The 17350-nt window shown below is 54.0% G+C and carries 20 protein-coding genes and 2 pseudogenes; 11 read left to right on the plus strand and 11 right to left on the minus strand.

The window, feature by feature from the left end:
- The first annotated feature begins 50 nt into the window (after positions 1-50).
- Both OAN307_RS02050 and OAN307_RS02055 read left to right on the plus strand, forming a co-directional pair.
- Positions 51-683 carry a class I SAM-dependent methyltransferase gene (locus OAN307_RS02050; RefSeq protein WP_015498203.1) on the plus strand — a complete coding sequence of 211 codons (633 nt, stop codon included), beginning with the start codon at positions 51-53 and terminating at the stop codon, positions 681-683.
- Positions 684-766: 83 nt separating this feature from the next.
- On the plus strand, positions 767-1213 hold the full coding sequence (locus tag OAN307_RS02055) for a YtoQ family protein (RefSeq protein WP_015498204.1): 447 nt from the start codon (positions 767-769) through the stop codon (positions 1211-1213).
- A gap of 113 nt (positions 1214-1326) precedes the next feature.
- Here OAN307_RS02055 and OAN307_RS02060 read toward each other — a convergent pair whose 3' ends face one another.
- Positions 1327-2025, minus strand: coding sequence for a glutathione S-transferase family protein (locus OAN307_RS02060; RefSeq protein WP_015498205.1), 699 nt, complete (start codon positions 2023-2025; stop codon positions 1327-1329).
- 154 nt (positions 2026-2179) lie between these two features.
- Between OAN307_RS02060 and mscL the strand changes: the two genes are divergently transcribed.
- On the plus strand, positions 2180-2587 hold the full coding sequence (mscL, locus tag OAN307_RS02065; RefSeq protein WP_015498206.1) for a large conductance mechanosensitive channel protein MscL: 408 nt from the start codon (positions 2180-2182) through the stop codon (positions 2585-2587).
- A 54-nt stretch (positions 2588-2641) separates the two neighbouring features.
- On the opposite strand, the gene ald is transcribed toward mscL, so the two are convergent.
- Positions 2642-3760 carry an alanine dehydrogenase gene (gene ald / locus OAN307_RS02070; protein ID WP_015498207.1) on the minus strand — a complete coding sequence of 373 codons (1119 nt, stop codon included), beginning with the start codon at positions 3758-3760 and terminating at the stop codon, positions 2642-2644.
- Positions 3761-3889: 129 nt separating this feature from the next.
- On the opposite strand from ald, the gene OAN307_RS02075 reads away from it, so the two are divergent.
- The gene (locus OAN307_RS02075) at positions 3890-4348 is read left to right on the plus strand and encodes an Lrp/AsnC family transcriptional regulator (protein WP_015498208.1); all 459 of its coding nucleotides are present in this window, start codon (positions 3890-3892) and stop codon (positions 4346-4348) included.
- Here the strand turns inward: OAN307_RS02075 and OAN307_RS02080 are convergent.
- The 5 genes and pseudogenes from OAN307_RS02080 to rpsU all read right to left on the minus strand — a co-directional run bounded on the left by OAN307_RS02080 (position 4345) and on the right by rpsU (position 8053).
- Positions 4345-4707, minus strand: a pseudogene (locus OAN307_RS02080) (DUF1304 domain-containing protein). The gene OAN307_RS02075 and the pseudogene OAN307_RS02080 overlap by 4 nt on opposite strands.
- A gap of 412 nt (positions 4708-5119) precedes the next feature.
- Positions 5120-5533: a hypothetical protein gene (locus tag OAN307_RS28730; RefSeq protein ID WP_187292515.1), complete on the minus strand. Its 414-nt coding sequence runs from the start codon at positions 5531-5533 to the stop codon at positions 5120-5122.
- 114 nt (positions 5534-5647) lie between these two features.
- Complete coding sequence (locus tag OAN307_RS28735; RefSeq protein ID WP_245540939.1) at positions 5648-6754, minus strand: hypothetical protein; 1107 nt, start codon at positions 6752-6754, stop codon at positions 5648-5650.
- A complete protein-coding gene (locus tag OAN307_RS29615) occupies positions 6699-7502 on the minus strand; it encodes a hypothetical protein (protein ID WP_245540954.1) in 804 nt (267 codons plus the stop codon). Before OAN307_RS29615 ends, OAN307_RS28735 begins: the two co-directional genes overlap by 56 nt.
- 344 nt (positions 7503-7846) lie before the next feature.
- Positions 7847-8053, minus strand: coding sequence for a 30S ribosomal protein S21 (gene rpsU, locus OAN307_RS02090; RefSeq protein WP_015498210.1), 207 nt, complete (start codon positions 8051-8053; stop codon positions 7847-7849).
- Between the two features lie 214 nt (positions 8054-8267).
- Between rpsU and OAN307_RS02095 the strand changes: the two genes are divergently transcribed.
- The 3 genes from OAN307_RS02095 to OAN307_RS02105 all read left to right on the plus strand — a co-directional run bounded on the left by OAN307_RS02095 (position 8268) and on the right by OAN307_RS02105 (position 10859).
- Positions 8268-8960, plus strand: a complete 693-nt coding sequence (locus tag OAN307_RS02095) for a COQ9 family protein (RefSeq protein WP_015498211.1) — start codon at positions 8268-8270, stop codon at positions 8958-8960.
- Positions 8957-9925 (plus strand): NAD(P)H-quinone oxidoreductase, encoded by a 969-nt coding sequence (locus OAN307_RS02100; protein ID WP_015498212.1) that lies wholly within the window; start codon positions 8957-8959, stop codon positions 9923-9925. Before OAN307_RS02095 ends, OAN307_RS02100 begins: the two co-directional genes overlap by 4 nt.
- Positions 9926-10103: 178 nt before the next feature.
- A complete protein-coding gene (locus OAN307_RS02105; protein ID WP_015498213.1) occupies positions 10104-10859 on the plus strand; it encodes an SDR family NAD(P)-dependent oxidoreductase in 756 nt (251 codons plus the stop codon).
- A gap of 203 nt (positions 10860-11062) precedes the next feature.
- Here the strand turns inward: OAN307_RS02105 and OAN307_RS02110 are convergent.
- The 3 genes and pseudogenes from OAN307_RS02110 to OAN307_RS02120 form a co-directional block, all read right to left on the minus strand.
- Positions 11063-12553 (minus strand): annotated as a pseudogene (locus tag OAN307_RS02110) (IS1182 family transposase).
- Positions 12554-12784: 231 nt separating this feature from the next.
- Positions 12785-13147, minus strand: a complete 363-nt coding sequence (locus OAN307_RS31105; protein WP_083902901.1) for a LysR substrate-binding domain-containing protein — start codon at positions 13145-13147, stop codon at positions 12785-12787.
- A gap of 92 nt (positions 13148-13239) precedes the next feature.
- A complete protein-coding gene (locus OAN307_RS02120) occupies positions 13240-13686 on the minus strand; it encodes a LysR family transcriptional regulator (protein WP_051067940.1) in 447 nt (148 codons plus the stop codon).
- Positions 13687-13771: 85 nt separating this feature from the next.
- Here OAN307_RS02120 and OAN307_RS02125 point away from each other — a divergent pair, with 85 nt between their 5' ends.
- The 3 genes from OAN307_RS02125 (at position 13772) to serB (ending at position 15530) form a co-directional block, all read left to right on the plus strand.
- A complete protein-coding gene (locus OAN307_RS02125) occupies positions 13772-14038 on the plus strand; it encodes a hypothetical protein (protein ID WP_044043051.1) in 267 nt (88 codons plus the stop codon).
- A 75-nt stretch (positions 14039-14113) separates the two neighbouring features.
- Positions 14114-14419, plus strand: coding sequence for a hypothetical protein (locus OAN307_RS02130; protein ID WP_015498215.1), 306 nt, complete (start codon positions 14114-14116; stop codon positions 14417-14419).
- 244 nt (positions 14420-14663) lie between these two features.
- On the plus strand, positions 14664-15530 hold the full coding sequence (serB, locus tag OAN307_RS02135) for a phosphoserine phosphatase SerB (protein ID WP_015498216.1): 867 nt from the start codon (positions 14664-14666) through the stop codon (positions 15528-15530).
- Here the strand turns inward: serB and OAN307_RS02140 are convergent.
- The gene (locus OAN307_RS02140; protein ID WP_015498217.1) at positions 15527-16519 is read right to left on the minus strand and encodes an asparaginase; all 993 of its coding nucleotides are present in this window, start codon (positions 16517-16519) and stop codon (positions 15527-15529) included. The two genes, serB and OAN307_RS02140, sit on opposite strands and share 4 nt — an antisense overlap.
- A gap of 197 nt (positions 16520-16716) precedes the next feature.
- Between OAN307_RS02140 and OAN307_RS02145 the strand changes: the two genes are divergently transcribed.
- The gene (locus tag OAN307_RS02145; protein ID WP_015498218.1) at positions 16717-17259 is read left to right on the plus strand and encodes an invasion associated locus B family protein; all 543 of its coding nucleotides are present in this window, start codon (positions 16717-16719) and stop codon (positions 17257-17259) included.
- Positions 17260-17350: the final 91 nt, after the last annotated feature.

A 17350-nucleotide genomic window follows, 5' to 3' on the forward strand; every position in this document is an offset into this window, starting at 1 on the left:
AATTCCGCGTTGATCCATACGAATGTAGTCTAGTGTCAAAGGAGAACACCATGACTGACGCTGCAACTTTCTGGGACAAGGCCGCGCCCAAATACGCCCAAGATCCAATCAAGGATATGGCCGCCTATGAATACACGCTGGAGCGGACCAAATCCTACCTAGGCGCGAATGACCGCGTGCTTGAAATGGGCTGTGGTACGGGATCGACCGCACTGCTGCTTGCGCCGCACGTCCGCGACATCATTGGCACCGACTTATCGCCTGCGATGGTCGATATTGCCCGTGCAAAGGCCGACGCAGGTGGGATTAAAAATGCCTCGTTCCGGGTGGCCACCGCCTCGGAATCTGCAAAACTTTCCGATCCTGTTAATGCGGTTCTGGGGTTCAATCTGTTCCACCTTATGCGCGGGGCCGAAGACATCTTTGCTGACGTTTACAAGATGCTGCCCAAGGGTGGGTATTTCATCACCAAGACACCCTGCTTGGGGGATCGGTCTTTTGGGTTTAGACGCCACCCGATCAAGCTTGCGGTCGCTGTGATGCAGATGTTTGGCAAAGCGCCTTACGTTTGCTTCTTGACGCAAAAAGAACTCGAAGATGCGCTTGAATTTGCGGGCTTTGAAATCGTCGAAGCTGGAAATTTCCCCTCAATTTCGCGTTATGTCGTGGCGAAGCGCGCGTAAAAGGTCGTGGCGAAGCGTGCATAAAAGGCCGTGGCGCGTAAATCATAATCGGCTAAAATGCCCGCAACGAAAAGGAGGGCACGATGCTCAAAGTATATCTATCTGGCGAAATTCACACCGATTGGCGCGAACAGATCATCGAAGGGGCCAAAGGCCTCGACGTTGAATTTCACAGTCCCGTCACCAACCACGCAGCGTCAGATGATTGCGGCGTAAATATTTTGGGCGCGGAGCCGAACAAGTATTGGCATGACCACAAAGGTGCGATGGTCAACGCGATCCGAACCCGCAAAGGCATCGCGGACGCTGATGTCGTGGTGGTCCGGTTTGGTGAAAAATACCGCCAATGGAACGCGGCCTTTGATGCAGGTTTCGCGGCTGCCTTGGGTAAATCACTGATCGTGCTGCAACAGCCCGACCATGATCACGCCTTGAAAGAAGTCGACGCGGCTGCCTTGGCCATGGCGCGCGAACCGTCCGAAGTTGTGCAAATCCTGCGCTACGTTCTCACGGGTGATCTGCCCGCGTAGGCAGCCGTTTGCCATACGGGCTGTGTACAGGTTGTGTACGCTGTGTGCCAACTGATTTCCGCCCCGTTGATTAACCTTTCAGTGGGGCGGATCACACTTTATTAACCCAAAAATTAACCTTCACGCGATGGGATTGTCTTGCCCTTTTGCACGGCAGGCCGTGCCATGAACCGCGCGACATAGGCGGGCACGTTCGTCAGATCGTTATAACCCGTGATCTCTTGCGTGCCGTAAAACTCCAGCGCATTCAGCCAAGGCGCAATCGCAATATCAGCGATAGAAAAACTGCCCGCGATCCAGTCTTTGCCGGCCAATTCTGTCTCAAGCACCGCCAACAGGCGCTTGGCCTCCGCGACGTAGCGTTCGCGCGGGCGCGGGTCTTCGATTTCGGACCCCGCGAATTTGGAAAAATAGCCCAGCTGCCCAAACATCGGACCAAGGCCACCCATCTGGAACATCAGCCATTTGATAACATGGGCTTTTTCAGCCGCATTCGACCCGATCAACTTGCCGGTCTTTTCAGCCAGATAGATCAGAATCGCGCCACTTTCCCACAGCCCGATCGGGCCATCTGGACCATTGGGATCAATGATCGCGGGGATCTTGTTGTTGGGGTTCAGGCTCAGGAACTCAGCACTTTTGACGTCTGCATCCGACAGGGTCACAAGATGCGGTTCGTACGCCAGCCCCATTTCCTCCAAAGCGATGGACGCTTTCACGCCATTCGGCGTCGGATATGAGAAAAGCTGAATAATATCAGTGTTCTGTGGAACCCATTTTTGGGTAATTGGAAAGTTTGACAAATCAGCCATGGTTGGCCTCCTAAGTTGGGATAATACTCATGTGACTTGGGGGGAGAGGGTGCGAAATATAACCCATTCACGGTGTGCGCATTTGGGGATAACAATATGCGCGTGGGCGCAATTGGTAAAAGCCAATGTGCTGTAGAATCATTGGCACAGAAAAATGATAAAAGAATTCAAAGACTTCATTGCCAAAGGAAATGTCATGGACATGGCCGTTGGTATCATCATCGGTGCAGCGTTTACTGCAATCGTTGGCAGCCTTGTTGCCGATATCATCAACCCAATCATCAGCCTGGTCATGGGCGGCGTTGATTTTGGCGGATTGTTCATCAATCTGCGCGGCGATTACGCAACGATAGAAGCCGCCAACGAAGCAGGCGCAGCCGTATTCGCCTATGGCCGTTTCATCATGGCGATTATCAACTTCGTCATCATTGCGTTTGTCGTGTTTATGCTGGTTCGCAACGTCAATAAGCTGAAGAAAGCTGAAGAAAAAGCACCAGCAGCGCCAGCTGGCCCGACGCAAGAAGAACTGCTGACGAATATCTTGGCTGCATTGAAGAAATAAACATCCGGTTCGGATGTGTCAAAGGCCCGCCCGACATGGCGGGCCTTTATTCGTTCAGACCTTTAGCGCTAGCTGCGGCGACAACACGTCTATCCCCAGCGCCTTGCCTACTGCGTAATAGGTCAGCTGTCCTGCATGGACGTTCAGACCATTCAGCAGATGCGCATCGTCTTCGCAGGCTTGACGCCAGCCTTTGTTGGCAAGGGCCAGCATGAACGGCATGGTTGCATTGCCCAGCGCAATCGTTGACGTGCGCGCAACCGCACCAGGCATGTTCGCCACGCAATAATGCATGATCCCGTCGACGTCATAGATCGGATCTTGGTGCGTAGTGGCTTTGGATGTTTCAAAGCAGCCGCCTTGGTCGATGGCGACATCGACAATTACAGCACCCTGTTTCATCTCGGACAGTTGTGCGCGGCTGATCAGTTTCGGCGCTGCCGCACCGGGGATCAGGACCGCACCGATGACCATATCGGCTTCGCGAACCATTTCGATTGTGTTGCCCGCGCTGGCATACATCGTCTTGAAATCACGCGCGAAAACATCGTCAAGGTAGCGCATTCTTGGTAGTGAACGATCCAACACCGTCACATCTGCGCCCATGCCTGCGGCGACCCGCGCGGCATGCGTGCCAACAACACCGCCACCGATCACGACGACCCGCGCGGGGCCAACACCGGGGACGCCGCCCATCAAAACGCCGCGTCCGCCGTTTGCCTTTTGCAAGGTCCAGCTGCCGACTTGTGGCGCCAAACGACCCGCAACTTCGGACATCGGCGCGAGCAGCGGTAAGCCACCGTTCGCGTCCGTCACCGTTTCATAAGCAATCGCAGTGCATCCTGACGCCATCAGGTCTTTGGTCTGTTCTGGGTCGGGTGCGAGGTGCAAATAAGTAAACAGCAACTGTCCCTCGCGCAGCATTTTACGTTCAACGGGCTGGGGTTCCTTAACCTTTACAATCATGTCGGCAGCGGCAAAGATTTCTACCGCAGTGGCGATAATCGCCGCACCTGCATCGACGTAGTCTTCGTCGGTAAATCCAGCGCCGATACCGGCCTGTGTTTCAATAGACACTGTGTGGCCGTGAACGACGGCTTCGCGGGCTGCGTTGGGGGTTAGACCGACGCGGAATTCTTGTGGTTTGATCTCTTTGGGGCAACCGATGTGCATATGTATCTCCTCTTCCTGATGGAACATTCGCGCCGTTTGGGTGGAAAGAACTGGTAATCTTTGGCGTGTTAGCGCTAGTAGTCACAATGAATTCCGCAACATGCGGTAAAAAGCGGGAGAATTTTGCGCATGGACCTAGATGAAACGGATCGCCGCCTTTTGAATGCGCTGCAACGACAAGGCCGCCTCTCAAATGCTGAATTGTCAGAGAAGGTGAATCTTTCGCCCTCAGCCTGCCATCGACGGGTGCAGCGGCTTGAAAAAGACGGGTTCATATCCGGCTATGTCGCGCTGGTGAATCCGCGCAAAGTTGATCGCAAAACCATTGTGTTTGTTGAGATTACTTTGCGTGCGCAAGCTGACGATGTGCTGGACGCATTCGAGAAATCGGTTGCCCGAATTCCTGACGTTCTGGAATGTCATCTGATGGCGGGGCAGGCGGATTATTTGCTGAAAGTTGTGGCAGAAGATGCCGAGGATTTCGCACGTATCCACCGACGGTATCTGGCCAGCCTCCCTGGTGTCCAAGGGATGCAAAGCTCGTTTGCGCTGCGGACTGTGCGCCAGACAACGGCACTGCCGGTTTAAGAGATAAGCAGTGCGATAATCGCCAGTCTAGACGGCATCGTTTGCACATACAAAATCCGTTTGGTTACGGTTGTGGCACCATAAAGACCCTCGATAAAAACGCAGGTCAGGAAGAACAGCGCGACGTTCTGTGACTACATCGGACCGCTGACCAGCAGGGACCAGATCAGGCCAGCGGCCAGAAACCCACTATAGAGCCCCTGATTGGCAGCCATTGCCTTGGTTTTGGGGAACATATCGGTGGGCAGAGTGCGAAAGACTTTCGGCCCACGGGTTTCCCACGCGAACATCTCAGACCGCATGGTGTAGATGTGTAGAAGGGCGATCAGCGCGATGAGCAGGTAAGCGAGCGTGGCCATATTCGGTCTCTGATGACTTATGTGGTATAAGGCATAGCACACTGCTGGTGGCACCGAAAGATTGTCCCATCGCCAGTCCTGTGCCAGTCGCGGACTTTGGCCACTATGGTTTACCACCTGCGAAAAACGGAAACCATCGCGTGACTTGACGCGTTAGAGTTTCGAACATGAAAAGAAGGAATTAGAAAATGCGGAACATTCTTTATATCGTCGGTCTTGTCGTTGTTGTCATGGTTATCCTGCGTCTTGCGGGTATCGCATAAACAAGCCCAGATCGGTGCTTTAAGGTGCACCTTTCGAGCCAGAAAACAAAGAAAAACCCCCGCGCCGAAAGGTTGACGCATTCCGGCTTTTGGGACACATAGAGGCTTTCGCGATTTATTTCGCGGGGGCCTCTTGATTGAGAAAGCCATTACCGTGTCTCGAACTTTCTCCAAAGCGGTGTGCCGTGGAACAACCAAGGTCGATAAAAGATCCTGCGTGGATCAGGTGCCTTGTTCTTTGGATTGTCGGCACCCAGCCGCATCGCCGGGGTCCGCATTACCGGCGCGGCGGTTCGCCGCTTCGGGACTTTCAGGGATTTGGACGATCCAGGAACCCGCACTGTAGAGACACCTTGGGCCACCTCGGTTGTGCCCTGCCCCGACGACCCAGACGCTACATACTGCCGTGTCTCGAACCAGTTGTAATACACGCGATAGATATTGAGCAGGGCGACCAAGCTAGCAGGATTAAATACTGCGCCGTTTATGTAGCTGGGACCGTTTCGACTGCCGCGCCCACCTGCCCGCGCGGTTGGACTGATCCGGCTCCGCACAGAGTTCATAAAAGCGGTTCATACAGGCTGGATTGTGGTGTTCAACACACGACGAGCGAGCGCCTCCCTTAGATCGTCATCAGCTATCTTTTGATCGAAGCCTACCGATTTCAAACGCTTTCGCTATTTTGACCGGAGCACTGGAAAGCCCACCGTCTTTTCGGTCTCACCGTAATGCTGGACAGGCGAGCTGGCCCAGAACTGTGGGAACTGGGCAGATTGAAAGTTGGCGATCGGAAAAGGATGCACCGCGTCCTGGCTATCAGTCTTCACTGCTGGCATTAGCCCTGCTGCGCAGAACCGTCTCAATAGCTCCCATCTCGGAAGCTCTTCGCCTACAATCCGCGTCTGAATCTCACCAAACTCCTCGAACGCCTTTTCGAATTTTTTGATACGGCTTTGGTTCGTTGGCGTAGAAGCTTCCTTGTCGAAGGACATCACAAACCATTCGAACTTGTCCTCCCTAATCAAGTCTCGGAAAATGTGAGGGACAACTCGCACCATCGCAGCTTCTTGTTCGCCAACCAGGGTAATCTTGCCATCTGGCAGCATCTTTCGCAGGCACGCAAGGTGCGCAGCCTTTGTATAGGTCTGTTTAACGACTACCCCCTTGAAACTGCCGCGGTGATCGCGGTTGGTATCTACAAGGCCGAAGTATCCGTTGCGGATCTCATTGAGAACCCGGCGTCGCGCACCTGATTCCCAAAGACCTTGCTGAACATCATCGGGCAGATCAATGCCGCAAGAAATGTCTTCCTCATAGGCCTTCTTCAACTTTTCCTCAAAAACCCGCCAGCTACTCTCGGCGCTGGCAAAGAACGCGGCCTCATCAAACCTACCGCTCGGCCTTTGGAAGTGAAGCAATGGGGCGCTCACGACCTTGCCAGACTTCTGGGTGTATTGTTTACGGATATTGCGGGGCTGGCCGGCAACATCGAGGTAGTGCTCTTCGAAGAAAGCAGCAGGATCGACACGCGGGTCGAAGTTGGCATCAATCCGGAAGACATATCCACTGCGGATGTCTGCGCTGACCGAGCAGTGAAGAGGCGTCAGGCGGCGATCAAACCGACTTTCCCAGTTTACTGAAATGACCACATCATCGTGCGCGATGCGCATATGGCTGAACCGGTCGGATGCGTCTTCCTTAGCTTTCCAATCTTGCAGTTTCGCGCGCTCAAACGCGAGCAGGATCTTTTCCAAAAAGAAAATACGACTGTAAATACGGCTCACACCGCATTTCTTGCCCGTATCGGGGTCCGACAAAAGGCGTTGGAGGTCGTTGATACTTGCGCCATTGACCAACTCCCTGAGCAGGCGCACCATTATCGCTCTTCTTCTTTTGTGCCTGATGGTCCAGGGAAACGGAGATACGCGCACCGGGCTGCCCTTTACAGGGTTTATGAATGATCCGGAATCCAGAAGGCTTCGGCCGCTTCCCTCTACGCGCGGGCGCGAGTTTGCCGTGCGTTCCATTGAAGATAAACTCGTCCGGTGCATCCAGATACCGAGCGCCACAACACCCACAGACTGGCCCTTCAAGTAGTCCATTCTGTGTCATCAGCCTGTCGATTTCGTCGAGGAGATGTTCATTCGAGAAAATATTAAACGATACCTCGCAGGTTCGGTTTCCCTTTTGATGATGGCAAATGAGATTTCTCCCGTCATCCCAAGCGTGCGGATCGCCCTGATACTCGAAAACCTGGGATACCCTCGACGCCTTATCATCACCGTCGAGCGTGTATATGCCTTTGCCGGTCGCAAGGGCTGGCAGCTTTATTGATGCGAGAAGTTTGCGTTGAGTAGCATTGCGGCCCTTGAAGGTGGGTAGCGAAAAATCCGGAGCAACACCGTCGTTGTCGCAATCGACATCACCACAAGTATTGAGGTTGATTTCTTCGGACACTGCGGGATAAACTTCACGCAAGTTTAGTTGTGGCACACTCTTGACCATCAGATTTCCTATCTGTCGTTTCGTCAAGATGGCCTCCAAAGCCGAAAGAGATGTTGGTCGTTTCGGATGAAACGGAAACCTTTTGGACATTTTTTGCAATGTGTGGTCGCGGGACACTTCTCCCGCAACTCTTAGTATCTCCTATCTCTAAATGATCTGTAAAATCAAACGCCTACCAAGCAAAAACTTGGTAGGCGTCAGTTCTGTGTCCCAAAAGCCGGAATGCGTCAGCGAAAGGTACGGGGGCTTTCCTTATTAAAACGTTATCAGGGGGTGCTAAGACACATTGCATTGCAGTGAACCGAAATTCGCTGCCTTTCCTTCCAGTCGAACGCGTATTGCGATCAGACCTTCAGTAAATGCAAAATGTCTTAGACCATCCCCTCACGCTCGAGCTTCTTCCGAGCCAGCTTGCGCTGACGGCGAATGGCCTCGGCCTTCTCGCGCGCCTTTTTCTCAGACGGTTTCTCAAAAGCTTGCTTAAGCTTCATCTCACGAAAAACGCCTTCACGCTGGAGCTTTTTCTTCAGGGCACGAAGCGCCTGATCGACGTTGTTGTCACGAACACTAACCTGCATGTGGTTTTCACCACCTCTCTAAGTTGGATTTGCAATAAGTTGCAGGAAGTCGCTATGTAGCAATCCGACCCTACATTGTCTACTGTGCTTTGTGGCGCTCCCTTGTCTCCTTATCGCTTCGCGCGTTTGCGCAAAGTTGGAGGCAACGAACGAGCGATTCAAGTTGATCGCAAAGTGCGTTAGTATGACGTGAACGCCTGAAATGGAGCTTGATATGACACCGTTACCTGATCCTCGTGCCCTTACTTTGCTGGATGCCATCCTGCCTCATGTGGCCTTTGATGGCTGGTCTGATGGCGCGTTTATCGCTGCCGTCGATGAATGTGGATTGTCGTTGGCGCAAGCCCGTGACGTCTGTCCGCGTGGTGCCATCGATCTGGCTGTGCTGCTCCACACACAGGGCGACGCGGCGATGGTTAGCGCGCTTTCATCTTCTGATTTCAGCGATATGCGGTTTCGCGATAAGGTCGCCCATGCCGTGCGATTGCGCCTTGATGCGGTGAACGACAAAGAAGCCGTGCGGCGTGGTTCTGTGCTGTTTGCCCTGCCGCATATGGCGCCTGAGGGCTCCAAGCTGATCTGGGGAACGGCGGACGCGATCTGGACGGCACTCGGCGATACGTCTGACGACATCAATTGGTATACCAAACGCGCGACGCTATCGGCTGTGTATGGGTCTGTCGTGCTCTATTGGCTTGGTGACGACAACGATGATGGCCAAGCGACCACCGATTTCATTGATCGTCGGATTGAAAACGTTATGCAGTTCGAAAGCTTCAAGGCTGCGGTCAACAAAAACCCGCTGCTCAAGCCCTTTTCCGCGGCGCTGGCCCAGCTGACATCGTGTGTCAAAGCGCCAAGTGCCCCAGCCAGTGATTTACCGGGTTCATGGAAAACACCGCGATGAAAGCCGTTGAAATCGCCAAAGTTGGTGGGCCAGAGGTTCTAGTGCCCATCGACGCGCCGATGCCAGAACCCGCTTTCGGGCAAGTGCGAATCAAGGTCGCATATGCCGGTGTGAACCGCCCCGACGCGTTGCAACGTGCTGGGATGTATAACCCACCTAAAGGGGCAAGCCCGCTGCCCGGGTTGGAGGCTGCTGGTGAAATCAGTGCAATCGGTGCTGGCGTAACTGATTGGGCTGTCGGCGACGCGGTTTGCGCGTTGTTGCCTGGTGGCGGATATGCCGAAGAAGTCGTGACCCCTGCCGCCCATTGTCTGCCTGTTCCCGATGGGTTGACCCTGAAACAGGCCGCCTGCCTGCCCGAAACGTTCTTCACTGTCTGGTCCAACGTGTTCATGCGGGGCGGGTTGCAAGCGGGGGAGCGGTTCTTGGTCCATGGCGGATCATCCGGCATTGGCACAACGGCGATCCAGTTGGCGAATGCATTTGGCGCCCGCGTGTTCACCACCGCTGGATCGGACGCCAAATGCCGCGCGTGTCTGGACCTCGGGGCTGAGGTTGCGATGAATTACCGTGAGGTGGATTTTGTTGATGACGTTAAGGCGCTAGGCGGTGCAAACCTGATCCTTGATATGATTGGCGGCGACTATCTGCCGCGCAACGTGCGCGCGCTGTGCGACGATGGCCGCTTGGTTCAGATCGCGTTCCTGCAAGGTCCCAAGATCGAGCTTAACTTTGCCCACCTGATGATGCGCCGCCTGACGATCACTGGGTCGACGCTGCGGCCCCAGTCCGATCTGGCGAAGGCGGAGATTGCGCGGCAGTTGAAAGCGCAGGTCTGGCCGCTCCTCAGCTCAGGTAAAGTTGCGCCGGTGATGGATCAGGAATTTGCGTTGGCGGACGCAAGTGCAGCCCACGCGCGCATGGAAAGTAGCGAACACATCGGAAAGATTGTTTTGAAAGTCTGACGCGAAAATTGGCTTTCGTGTTAACGGCGGCCTTGAGCCCAATATGACTTTCGTAGAAATCACATTTTTGGCTTGGTTCAAATTGAATTAGGAATTTCCAGGAATCCCATGGACTTGACTGAATTGTTTCAGACTGCACTGTGACAGAATCGGCGATTTCGTATTTGAGGTACTTGCTTTGAAGCTAATTCTAATTACTGGCGCATCTAGCGGAGTTGGTGCGGCAACAGCGCGGGAATTTGCGAAAGACGGTTCAAAGGTCATCCTTGTCGCCCGCTCTGCAGATCAGCTTCAATCTCTTGGAAACGAGATCGGTGAGTTGGCCTTTCCGGAACCCTGCGATGCTTCAGACTACAAAGCGGTCGAAGCAATGGCCAAGCGTGTGGTGGACAGCCATGGAGTGCCCGACGTGATTGTGCATTGCGCCGGTGCTGGGCAATGGAAGACTGTGCTGGATACGGAACCGAGCGAAGTAATCACCATGATGCAAGCCCCGTATTACGCAGCATTTTTTGTAACGCGTGCATTTTTACGAGGCATGTTGGATCGAAAGAGTGGGGTCATTATCAATGTAAACTCACCAGCGTGTTTGGTGGCTTGGCCGTCGAGTGTTGGATATGCCGCCGCACGTGCGGCCTTACAAGGATTTCACGAGGCGCTTGCACAGGATTTGGTGGGAACTGGTGTCCGCAGCTGTCATGCAATTTTTGGGAAGATCAATTCGCCATACTTCGACAACAATCCGGGCGTTTTGGACAAAATGCCAATACTTGAAAAAACTGTGCCAACGTTGACCCCTCAAGCTTGTGCGATACAATTGGCTAAATTGGCAGAACGCCCAAAACACCGCATTGTTTTTCCGTGGGTTCTACGTGTTCATATAGAATTTGGACGGCTGTTTCCGGGAACTACAAGGTGGCTTGCGCGACTTTAAAACCTCTAAAATCTACGGCAGCTTTGTCCGGAGGCTGTGTGGAAGCTCGGTTGATGGTGGTACACCGGAGCGCTTTTGGCGTTCAGCTGCATTACGGGTCGGGATCGTCTTTTCAGCTCCCATGTTGGATTATGGAGGCGGGTCAGGGCCATTCTAGGCACATCCCGACGTTTCCGGGCTAAATTGAAGCCGACTGCGGCCTTTTACGCCTTCATGGCCGCAATCATCGCTGGAATGCCCATTATGTTCATGATGCGGGTCATATTGTGGGCCAGCACATGCATCGCCATCTCCGCCGCCACCTTTTTGAGGGTCCGCATCTTGAAGTGCGTCGCTCCAATCCAAGATTTGATCGTGCCGTAGGGATGCTCGACGGTCATGCTACGGACAGCCAGTTGCGCTGGATCTGCGTCTGACCGGTCTTGGACCCTCGCCAGTACATCTTCGAGCTCCCAACGGCGGACACGCCGCTCTTTGCCTGTTGTGCATTTGGCTTTGAGGACGCAATCAGCGCATGCTCCTGACCAGGATGATTTGATCGCTTTGCCGTCTTGCTGACCGGTAAATCTGTATGTCAGATGTTCCCCTGCAGGACACACATACACGTCCAGATCGCGGTCATATGCAAAGTCAGCTTTATCAAATTGACCGCGCGCTGCAGCATTTGGGGTCATCGGCTTCGGGACAACGACCGAGATGCCGGCCGCTTCACTGGCAACAATTTCCTCACCCTTGTAATATCCCTTATCCACTGCCCGGCAGTGCATGTTTACATGCATGAGAGGGGACGATTGCTATGAGCGTCCGTCGTCATGGCATCGCGCGCCGCAACAGCCATCATCGACAAAGCGTCGCGATCAAAGCCAAGCATGGTGACGTCGTGCGCAACGATCAGGTGGTTATCAGCCTCGACAGCCGTTTGAACATTGTAGCCTACAATACGTGGCATGCGCGCCGTTGTTGTCATTGATCTGGCATCTGGGTCGCTGAATGAGACCTGTGTTTCGCCCGTCTTGTCCATCTGCTGTTCAATTGATCTGTAGCGCACGGCTTCCTTTTGCTGGTGTTCCTGCTTCCTCAGGGTGCGTTCCATGCGTTCCATGCGTGCTTCCGGCAGCCATTGTGCCAGTTTGCTCGAACACCTCATCGGCGCGATCCAATTCACCCAAGTATCGCTCAATGGTTTTATCGATCTCACCCAACTTCTGGCGCAGCTTGCCGCGCGTATAATTCTTGGCCTTGGAATTTACCGCCTTGAACCGACTGCCATCGATGGCGACCACGCCCCCATCAAGCAGATCCATATTGCGGCACAAAGCCACGAACTGCTGACACACCTTGCGGATCACAGGACCGTTATCTTTGCGGAAGTCGGCAATCGTCTTGAAGTCCGGCTTCAGCCGGCCCGTCAGCCAAATGAGCTCTAGATTGCGACCGCACTCTCGTTCCAAACGACGCGATGACTGCACTTGATTGAGATATCCGGAGAGATAAATTCGCAGCATCAGCCCCGGATGGTAGCCGGGCCAACCAGTGGCGGCAGGCTGTGCGTTGAAGCCAAGCACCGCTAAATCCAGCATGTCGGCAAAAGCATCAATGGCACGGACGGGACTGTTCTCATCAACATAATCGTCGAGATGTTCGGGCAGCAAGATCGTCTGCTGACGGTCTAAACCTTCGATGAACTGCGTCATGAGCAACCTCCGTATCGAGTACAGAAACTATACCATAATTGGGGAAAAGCAGGGGAGTTTTCACTCAGCCTCTCCGGCGGACAAACCTGGCCGATGCGCCCGCAGCATTTTCGATCTCAATCAGCGCTAAGGAAAGTTCAAGGTGCTGACCCAATTATGCAGCGTTGTAATATATTACCCAGAAGCGGTCGTTGGGCCCATCTAAAGGTGGGCCTTACAGGGATTTGACCCCTAGTCTTCTCGAAAAAGCGCACTGTATCGCGGCGCAAAGAATGCCGTAAACGCTTTGACCTCGGGCCTGCGGTAAGCGGAGGGGTTCAACAATAGCCATACGGTCGATCCCAAATCTTCGGGTAACTCAAAACACTGGACGAGCGTGTCGTCAGTCCGCATGAACCGCGTCGGTAGAATGCCTATACCTGAACCCATTTGTACGGCGATCTCCATGGCCTTAAAATCTTGGCAAGTCATGGCAATCTGAACGGAATCGTTGCGTTGAAGTAGCCATTTACTGATCAGGCTATCGGCAAGCTGCCGCCAAAAACCAGGTACCTGTGTCCATCCAAATCTGTTTCCGAATTTGGCAGATCGGATTTAGCCGCGTAAGATTTTGACGCAAATAATGAAAGACCTGCCATAGTCAACTTCCGACAAATAAACGATGGATCGTCTATTTTCATGTTTGTTCATCTAATCGCGACATCAACGTCTCCACCAGATATGTCGATGGTATCATCACTGGGGATCAACTCAAAGTTTACATTTCCATAGCTCTCGACAAAACCTTCGAGGATTGCTGAAAGCCGTGGATTAAATGCGTCTACCACCGCTGTAATCCGAATGGTGCGGCATTTGGCAGACGCTAACCGGCCGGCCTTCATGTCCAATACTTTGGCCGCCTGCTCAATTGCTTCGGCACTCCAGACCAGTGCCTGCGCATCGGGTGTCGGTCGAAATCCTTGGGTGTTCCGCTCAAACAACGTCACTCCAAGCGTGTGCTCTAACGCTTCGATCCGTCGTGCGACTGTCGGCTGTGCCATTCCCAGTTCTTTTGAGGCCGCCAAGGTAGAACCAGCGCGCAATACCGCAAGGAAAACGCGCACGTCTGACCAGTTCTGAAAAACGCTGTTCATTTTTGTAGAGCAGCACAACGTTAAGGTGGATACCGGCACAATTCACCAGTCTTTAGGCTAAATTTAACGCCAATTAGAGGATCGCATGATGACACTTACATTCCCAACGTCCAATCTTTCCAATCTGAAGTGGAGCTTTGGCGCGGCTAGAACTAAATCTGCAACTGAAGTGATTTCAGAGAGAGATGACGCCCTAGCAGAACGCGCTTTTCTGCGCGAATTGATGGCCCACAATCCTGAGGCCATTCAAAGCGATCTCGGTCTCATGGCGATGATGACCCAGTACCCCCCGGTAATTTTGAGCGTCCGAAATGGCAGCGGCTTCCTCACCAATGGTCTATTCACCAACTGACGTGCTCGACTTCTGGTTTCCCGATACGGGTCATTAAAACGCGCCCGAAACATTACGGTTTTTTGTACAGAACGGATGCTGGGCGGGATGGGTGCGGCGATCATTTCCAAATTCGCTGACATCACCCATGCCGCAGCATTCGGCCAACTAGCAACTGCATCTCTCAACGAGCGGGTGCAGCCCACATTTGTCGTGATTTGCAAAGCGCGTTTACAATTGTCACAAGTTTTGAGCCACGGCGGTGACGATGACTTTGTGCGGCTTTCCGGTGTCTCGCAAACGGTCAGCGAAGACTCTGAGGACAGGATTGTAATCTTGCTACGAGAGCCGCTTAGAACATCACGTGCCGCAGCAGCCGTCGTTAAAAGATACAGTTGCTAGCTGTCAATGTGGCCCCCAGAAAACCTCTACCGGGCAAGGCGTAGCCTTCGAACGAAAGGCGGCATAAATGAGTTGAGAGATCGGGACCTAAGCGGAACAAGACTGGGGCGAAGGTTGGTCTAATATCTAACAACGACGACAGCGCATGACGCTGTCTGCGAAGTGAGTTTTTTTGCCAAGATGAAGAGGGAGGGTTGCGGTTTTTGGGTAAGCGGGGTTTTTGGTGGCAACCGGAGGTACAAATATGTTCGTCATAACACTTATCGCGAAGCCCGCTGGTTTGCAGCCTGCGTTGGTGGAAAACCTGCGCAATGCGTGGGGGGGGCAATCTGCGCAGTGGCTCGCCGCGGATGAGGCGGCTGAGTTTGCGGTTGATAGCAAACCTGCGAACCTGTGGGATGTGTGGGTGGACGCGCAAGAGATGGGTGTCGATTTGGTGTGTCAGCCGCTGAATGGCCGCCGCAAGTCGATGTTGCTCGCCGATATGGACAGCACGATGATTCAGCAGGAATGCATTGACGAGCTTGCTGATGAAGCAGGCGTTGGTGCGCACGTGGCCGACATCACCGCCCGCGCCATGAACGGAGAGCTGGATTTTGAGGCGGCTTTGATTGAACGGGTCGGACTGCTGCGCGGTTTAGACGAAGCGGTTATCGGCAAGGTGCTGGCGCAGCGCATCACCTATATGCCCGGCGGTGCCACGCTGCTTGCAACGATGAAGGCAAACGGTGCTCACGCGGCTTTGGTGTCAGGCGGATTTACGGCATTTACCGCGCAGGTGTCTGCGCACCTCGGATTTGGCGAAGACCGCGCCAATACGCTGCTGATTAAAGACGGCAAACTGACCGGCGATGTTGGCCACCCGATCCTTGGCAAAGCCGCCAAGGTTCAAGCGCTCGAAGAAATTACCGCGCGCATCGGTATCGGCCAAGCGGATGTTATCGCAGTCGGTGACGGGGCCAATGACCTTGGGATGCTAGAGGCCGCAGGCACAGGTGTCGCACTTCATGCCAAACCATCTGTTGCGGCTCAGTGCGACGTGCGAATCAATCACGGCGATTTAACGGCGCTTCTTTATATCCAAGGCTACGCGAAAACCGAATTCGTCTAGGCAATCGCGGCGCTGGGTCGGATATCCCCTGTGATCAGCCCTGCGAAATTCACCACGTCGGGGTTGCGGTAGGAATTCACAACGGGATCATCTTTGTCCAAAACGCCCAAGCGGCACAGGATCGACGCGATTGCGCAGTCCCGTGCGCGCTGCGACCCGTCGACTATTTTCAGTGCCACGCCCAGACGCTTTTCGGGCAGAATTGCGACGAAATAACCTTCGGCGCCCGTTTTGAATGCTCCTTGTCCATTCGCGGCGCGCATCAACTGCGTACATGCACGGTCGTCGTTCGCCACCAATTCTGGATGCGCCATCATCGCATCGCGCAGCCGCACCATCGCGGCGCCGCGCGTCGTGGCGTCGTCCGCGCAGGCATACTTTGCCATCGCCCGGCCCATCCCAAGCAGGCTTGTGGCGAAATTTGGCGCCGAACAGCCGTCGATACCCCATGCTGGGCTATCCTCTCCGGTGACTTCTTCTATGGTGCGTTTGATCAGAACCTGAAGCGGGTGATCGACCTCTATATAGTCAGGCCCCCAGCCGTTCGCCTTTGTCATTGTCAGAAAGCCACAATGCTTACCTGAACATTCGTTGTGATACCGGCAGGGCGTCGCGTCCGATTTGATCATCGCGTTGCGCGCGGTTGTGTCCATCGGCCAGTTGGGGCCACATCTGAACGCATCATCACCCAGTTCTAGATAGCGCAGCCACGCCTGAACCTTATCTGTATGGATCGCTGCCGCAGAATGGGACGCGCAAGATAGCGCCAACAGCTGCGGGCTTAGCCCGAATCGATCCGCCACACCACTTTCCACCATCGGCAAGGCTTGCAACATTTTTGCCGAACTGCGCGGGTAGATCACGGCATGCGGATCACCCCACGCCTGCACAATCTCACCTGCCTCATCTACTACAATTGCGTGTCCACAATGGACGCTTTCCAGCATCCCACCGCGCCAAAGCTCAACAAAATCGACTGGATCAGACATGGTTTTCCCCAAATTTATGACGTTTGCACGGCGTCATGCGTAAAAATATGTGACCAAAGGCTTTCCCATTTGGGCAAAATCTTGCTATTGACGTAAGTATCGAGTTGAAACCGCTCTATCTAGCCGAAAAGGTATCCACCAGAGGTGCTGCGCTATAAAGAGCAACCAGAGGCACGCACAGCTTGGAGGCTGTAATTATGATTTCAAAGATTTCGCACGCGCTTGGCGCGATCGCCCTTGTGACCGCCACAGCAACATTAGCCACGTCTGCAATTGCGCAGGAGGAAAGTTCAAACCGCGTCGCAGCCAACACCGACTGGTCCGTCTTCGTCGAAGGCAACCCGACTGAATGTTGGGCGGTCTCCGCGCCCAAGGAAACCGTGAACTCCCGCGATGGGCAGGTTGTATCTGTGCGCCGCGGTGAGGTCTTGTTGTTTGTATTCTATCGTCCGGGTGCTGGCGTGAACGGCCAAGTGACGTTCACGGGCGGCTATCCGTTCGCGAGTGGATCGACAGCCGAGCTTGATATTGGTGGCACCACGTATGATTTGTTCACCGAAGGCGAATGGGCTTGGCCCGCAACATCCGAAGATGACGCACGCATTGTCGCGGCGATGAAACGCGGATCGTCGGCAGCCGTTACGGCACGTTCGGGCCGTGGCACAGTCACCCTCGACACGTTCTCACTGCTGGGCTTTACCGCTGGCGTCGAAGAAGCTGCGAACCGCTGTTCCAGCTAAAACGTGTCGTCAATAGAATTAGAAGGGCTGGTTTTCTTTGGATGCCGGCCCTTTGTGTTATGAAGAGCTATCTTATATACGCCCCAATATA

The organism is Octadecabacter antarcticus 307, from assembly GCF_000155675.2.
Taxonomy (GTDB): Bacteria; Pseudomonadota; Alphaproteobacteria; order Rhodobacterales; family Rhodobacteraceae; genus Octadecabacter; species Octadecabacter antarcticus.

What these genes read in the sequence shown, in the direction of transcription:
- OAN307_RS02050 (WP_015498203.1), top strand. Translation starts at nt 51, where the DNA reads ATGACTGACGCTGCAACTTTCTGGGACAAGGCCGCGCCCAAATACGCC.
- OAN307_RS02055 (WP_015498204.1), top strand. Translation starts at nt 767, where the DNA reads ATGCTCAAAGTATATCTATCTGGCGAAATTCACACCGATTGGCGCGAA.
- OAN307_RS02060 (WP_015498205.1), bottom strand. Translation starts at nt 2,025, where the DNA reads ATGGCTGATTTGTCAAACTTTCCAATTACCCAAAAATGGGTTCCACAG.
- mscL (WP_015498206.1), top strand. Translation starts at nt 2,180, where the DNA reads ATGATAAAAGAATTCAAAGACTTCATTGCCAAAGGAAATGTCATGGAC.
- ald (WP_015498207.1), bottom strand. Translation starts at nt 3,760, where the DNA reads ATGCACATCGGTTGCCCCAAAGAGATCAAACCACAAGAATTCCGCGTC.
- OAN307_RS02075 (WP_015498208.1), top strand. Translation starts at nt 3,890, where the DNA reads ATGGACCTAGATGAAACGGATCGCCGCCTTTTGAATGCGCTGCAACGA.
- OAN307_RS28730 (WP_187292515.1), bottom strand. Translation starts at nt 5,533, where the DNA reads ATGAACTCTGTGCGGAGCCGGATCAGTCCAACCGCGCGGGCAGGTGGG.
- rpsU (WP_015498210.1), bottom strand. Translation starts at nt 8,053, where the DNA reads ATGCAGGTTAGTGTTCGTGACAACAACGTCGATCAGGCGCTTCGTGCC.
- OAN307_RS02095 (WP_015498211.1), top strand. Translation starts at nt 8,268, where the DNA reads ATGACACCGTTACCTGATCCTCGTGCCCTTACTTTGCTGGATGCCATC.
- OAN307_RS02100 (WP_015498212.1), top strand. Translation starts at nt 8,957, where the DNA reads ATGAAAGCCGTTGAAATCGCCAAAGTTGGTGGGCCAGAGGTTCTAGTG.
- OAN307_RS02120 (WP_051067940.1), bottom strand. Translation starts at nt 13,686, where the DNA reads ATGAACAGCGTTTTTCAGAACTGGTCAGACGTGCGCGTTTTCCTTGCG.
- OAN307_RS02125 (WP_044043051.1), top strand. Translation starts at nt 13,772, where the DNA reads ATGATGACACTTACATTCCCAACGTCCAATCTTTCCAATCTGAAGTGG.
- OAN307_RS02130 (WP_015498215.1), top strand. Translation starts at nt 14,114, where the DNA reads ATGCTGGGCGGGATGGGTGCGGCGATCATTTCCAAATTCGCTGACATC.
- serB (WP_015498216.1), top strand. Translation starts at nt 14,664, where the DNA reads ATGTTCGTCATAACACTTATCGCGAAGCCCGCTGGTTTGCAGCCTGCG.
- OAN307_RS02140 (WP_015498217.1), bottom strand. Translation starts at nt 16,519, where the DNA reads ATGTCTGATCCAGTCGATTTTGTTGAGCTTTGGCGCGGTGGGATGCTG.
- OAN307_RS02145 (WP_015498218.1), top strand. Translation starts at nt 16,717, where the DNA reads ATGATTTCAAAGATTTCGCACGCGCTTGGCGCGATCGCCCTTGTGACC.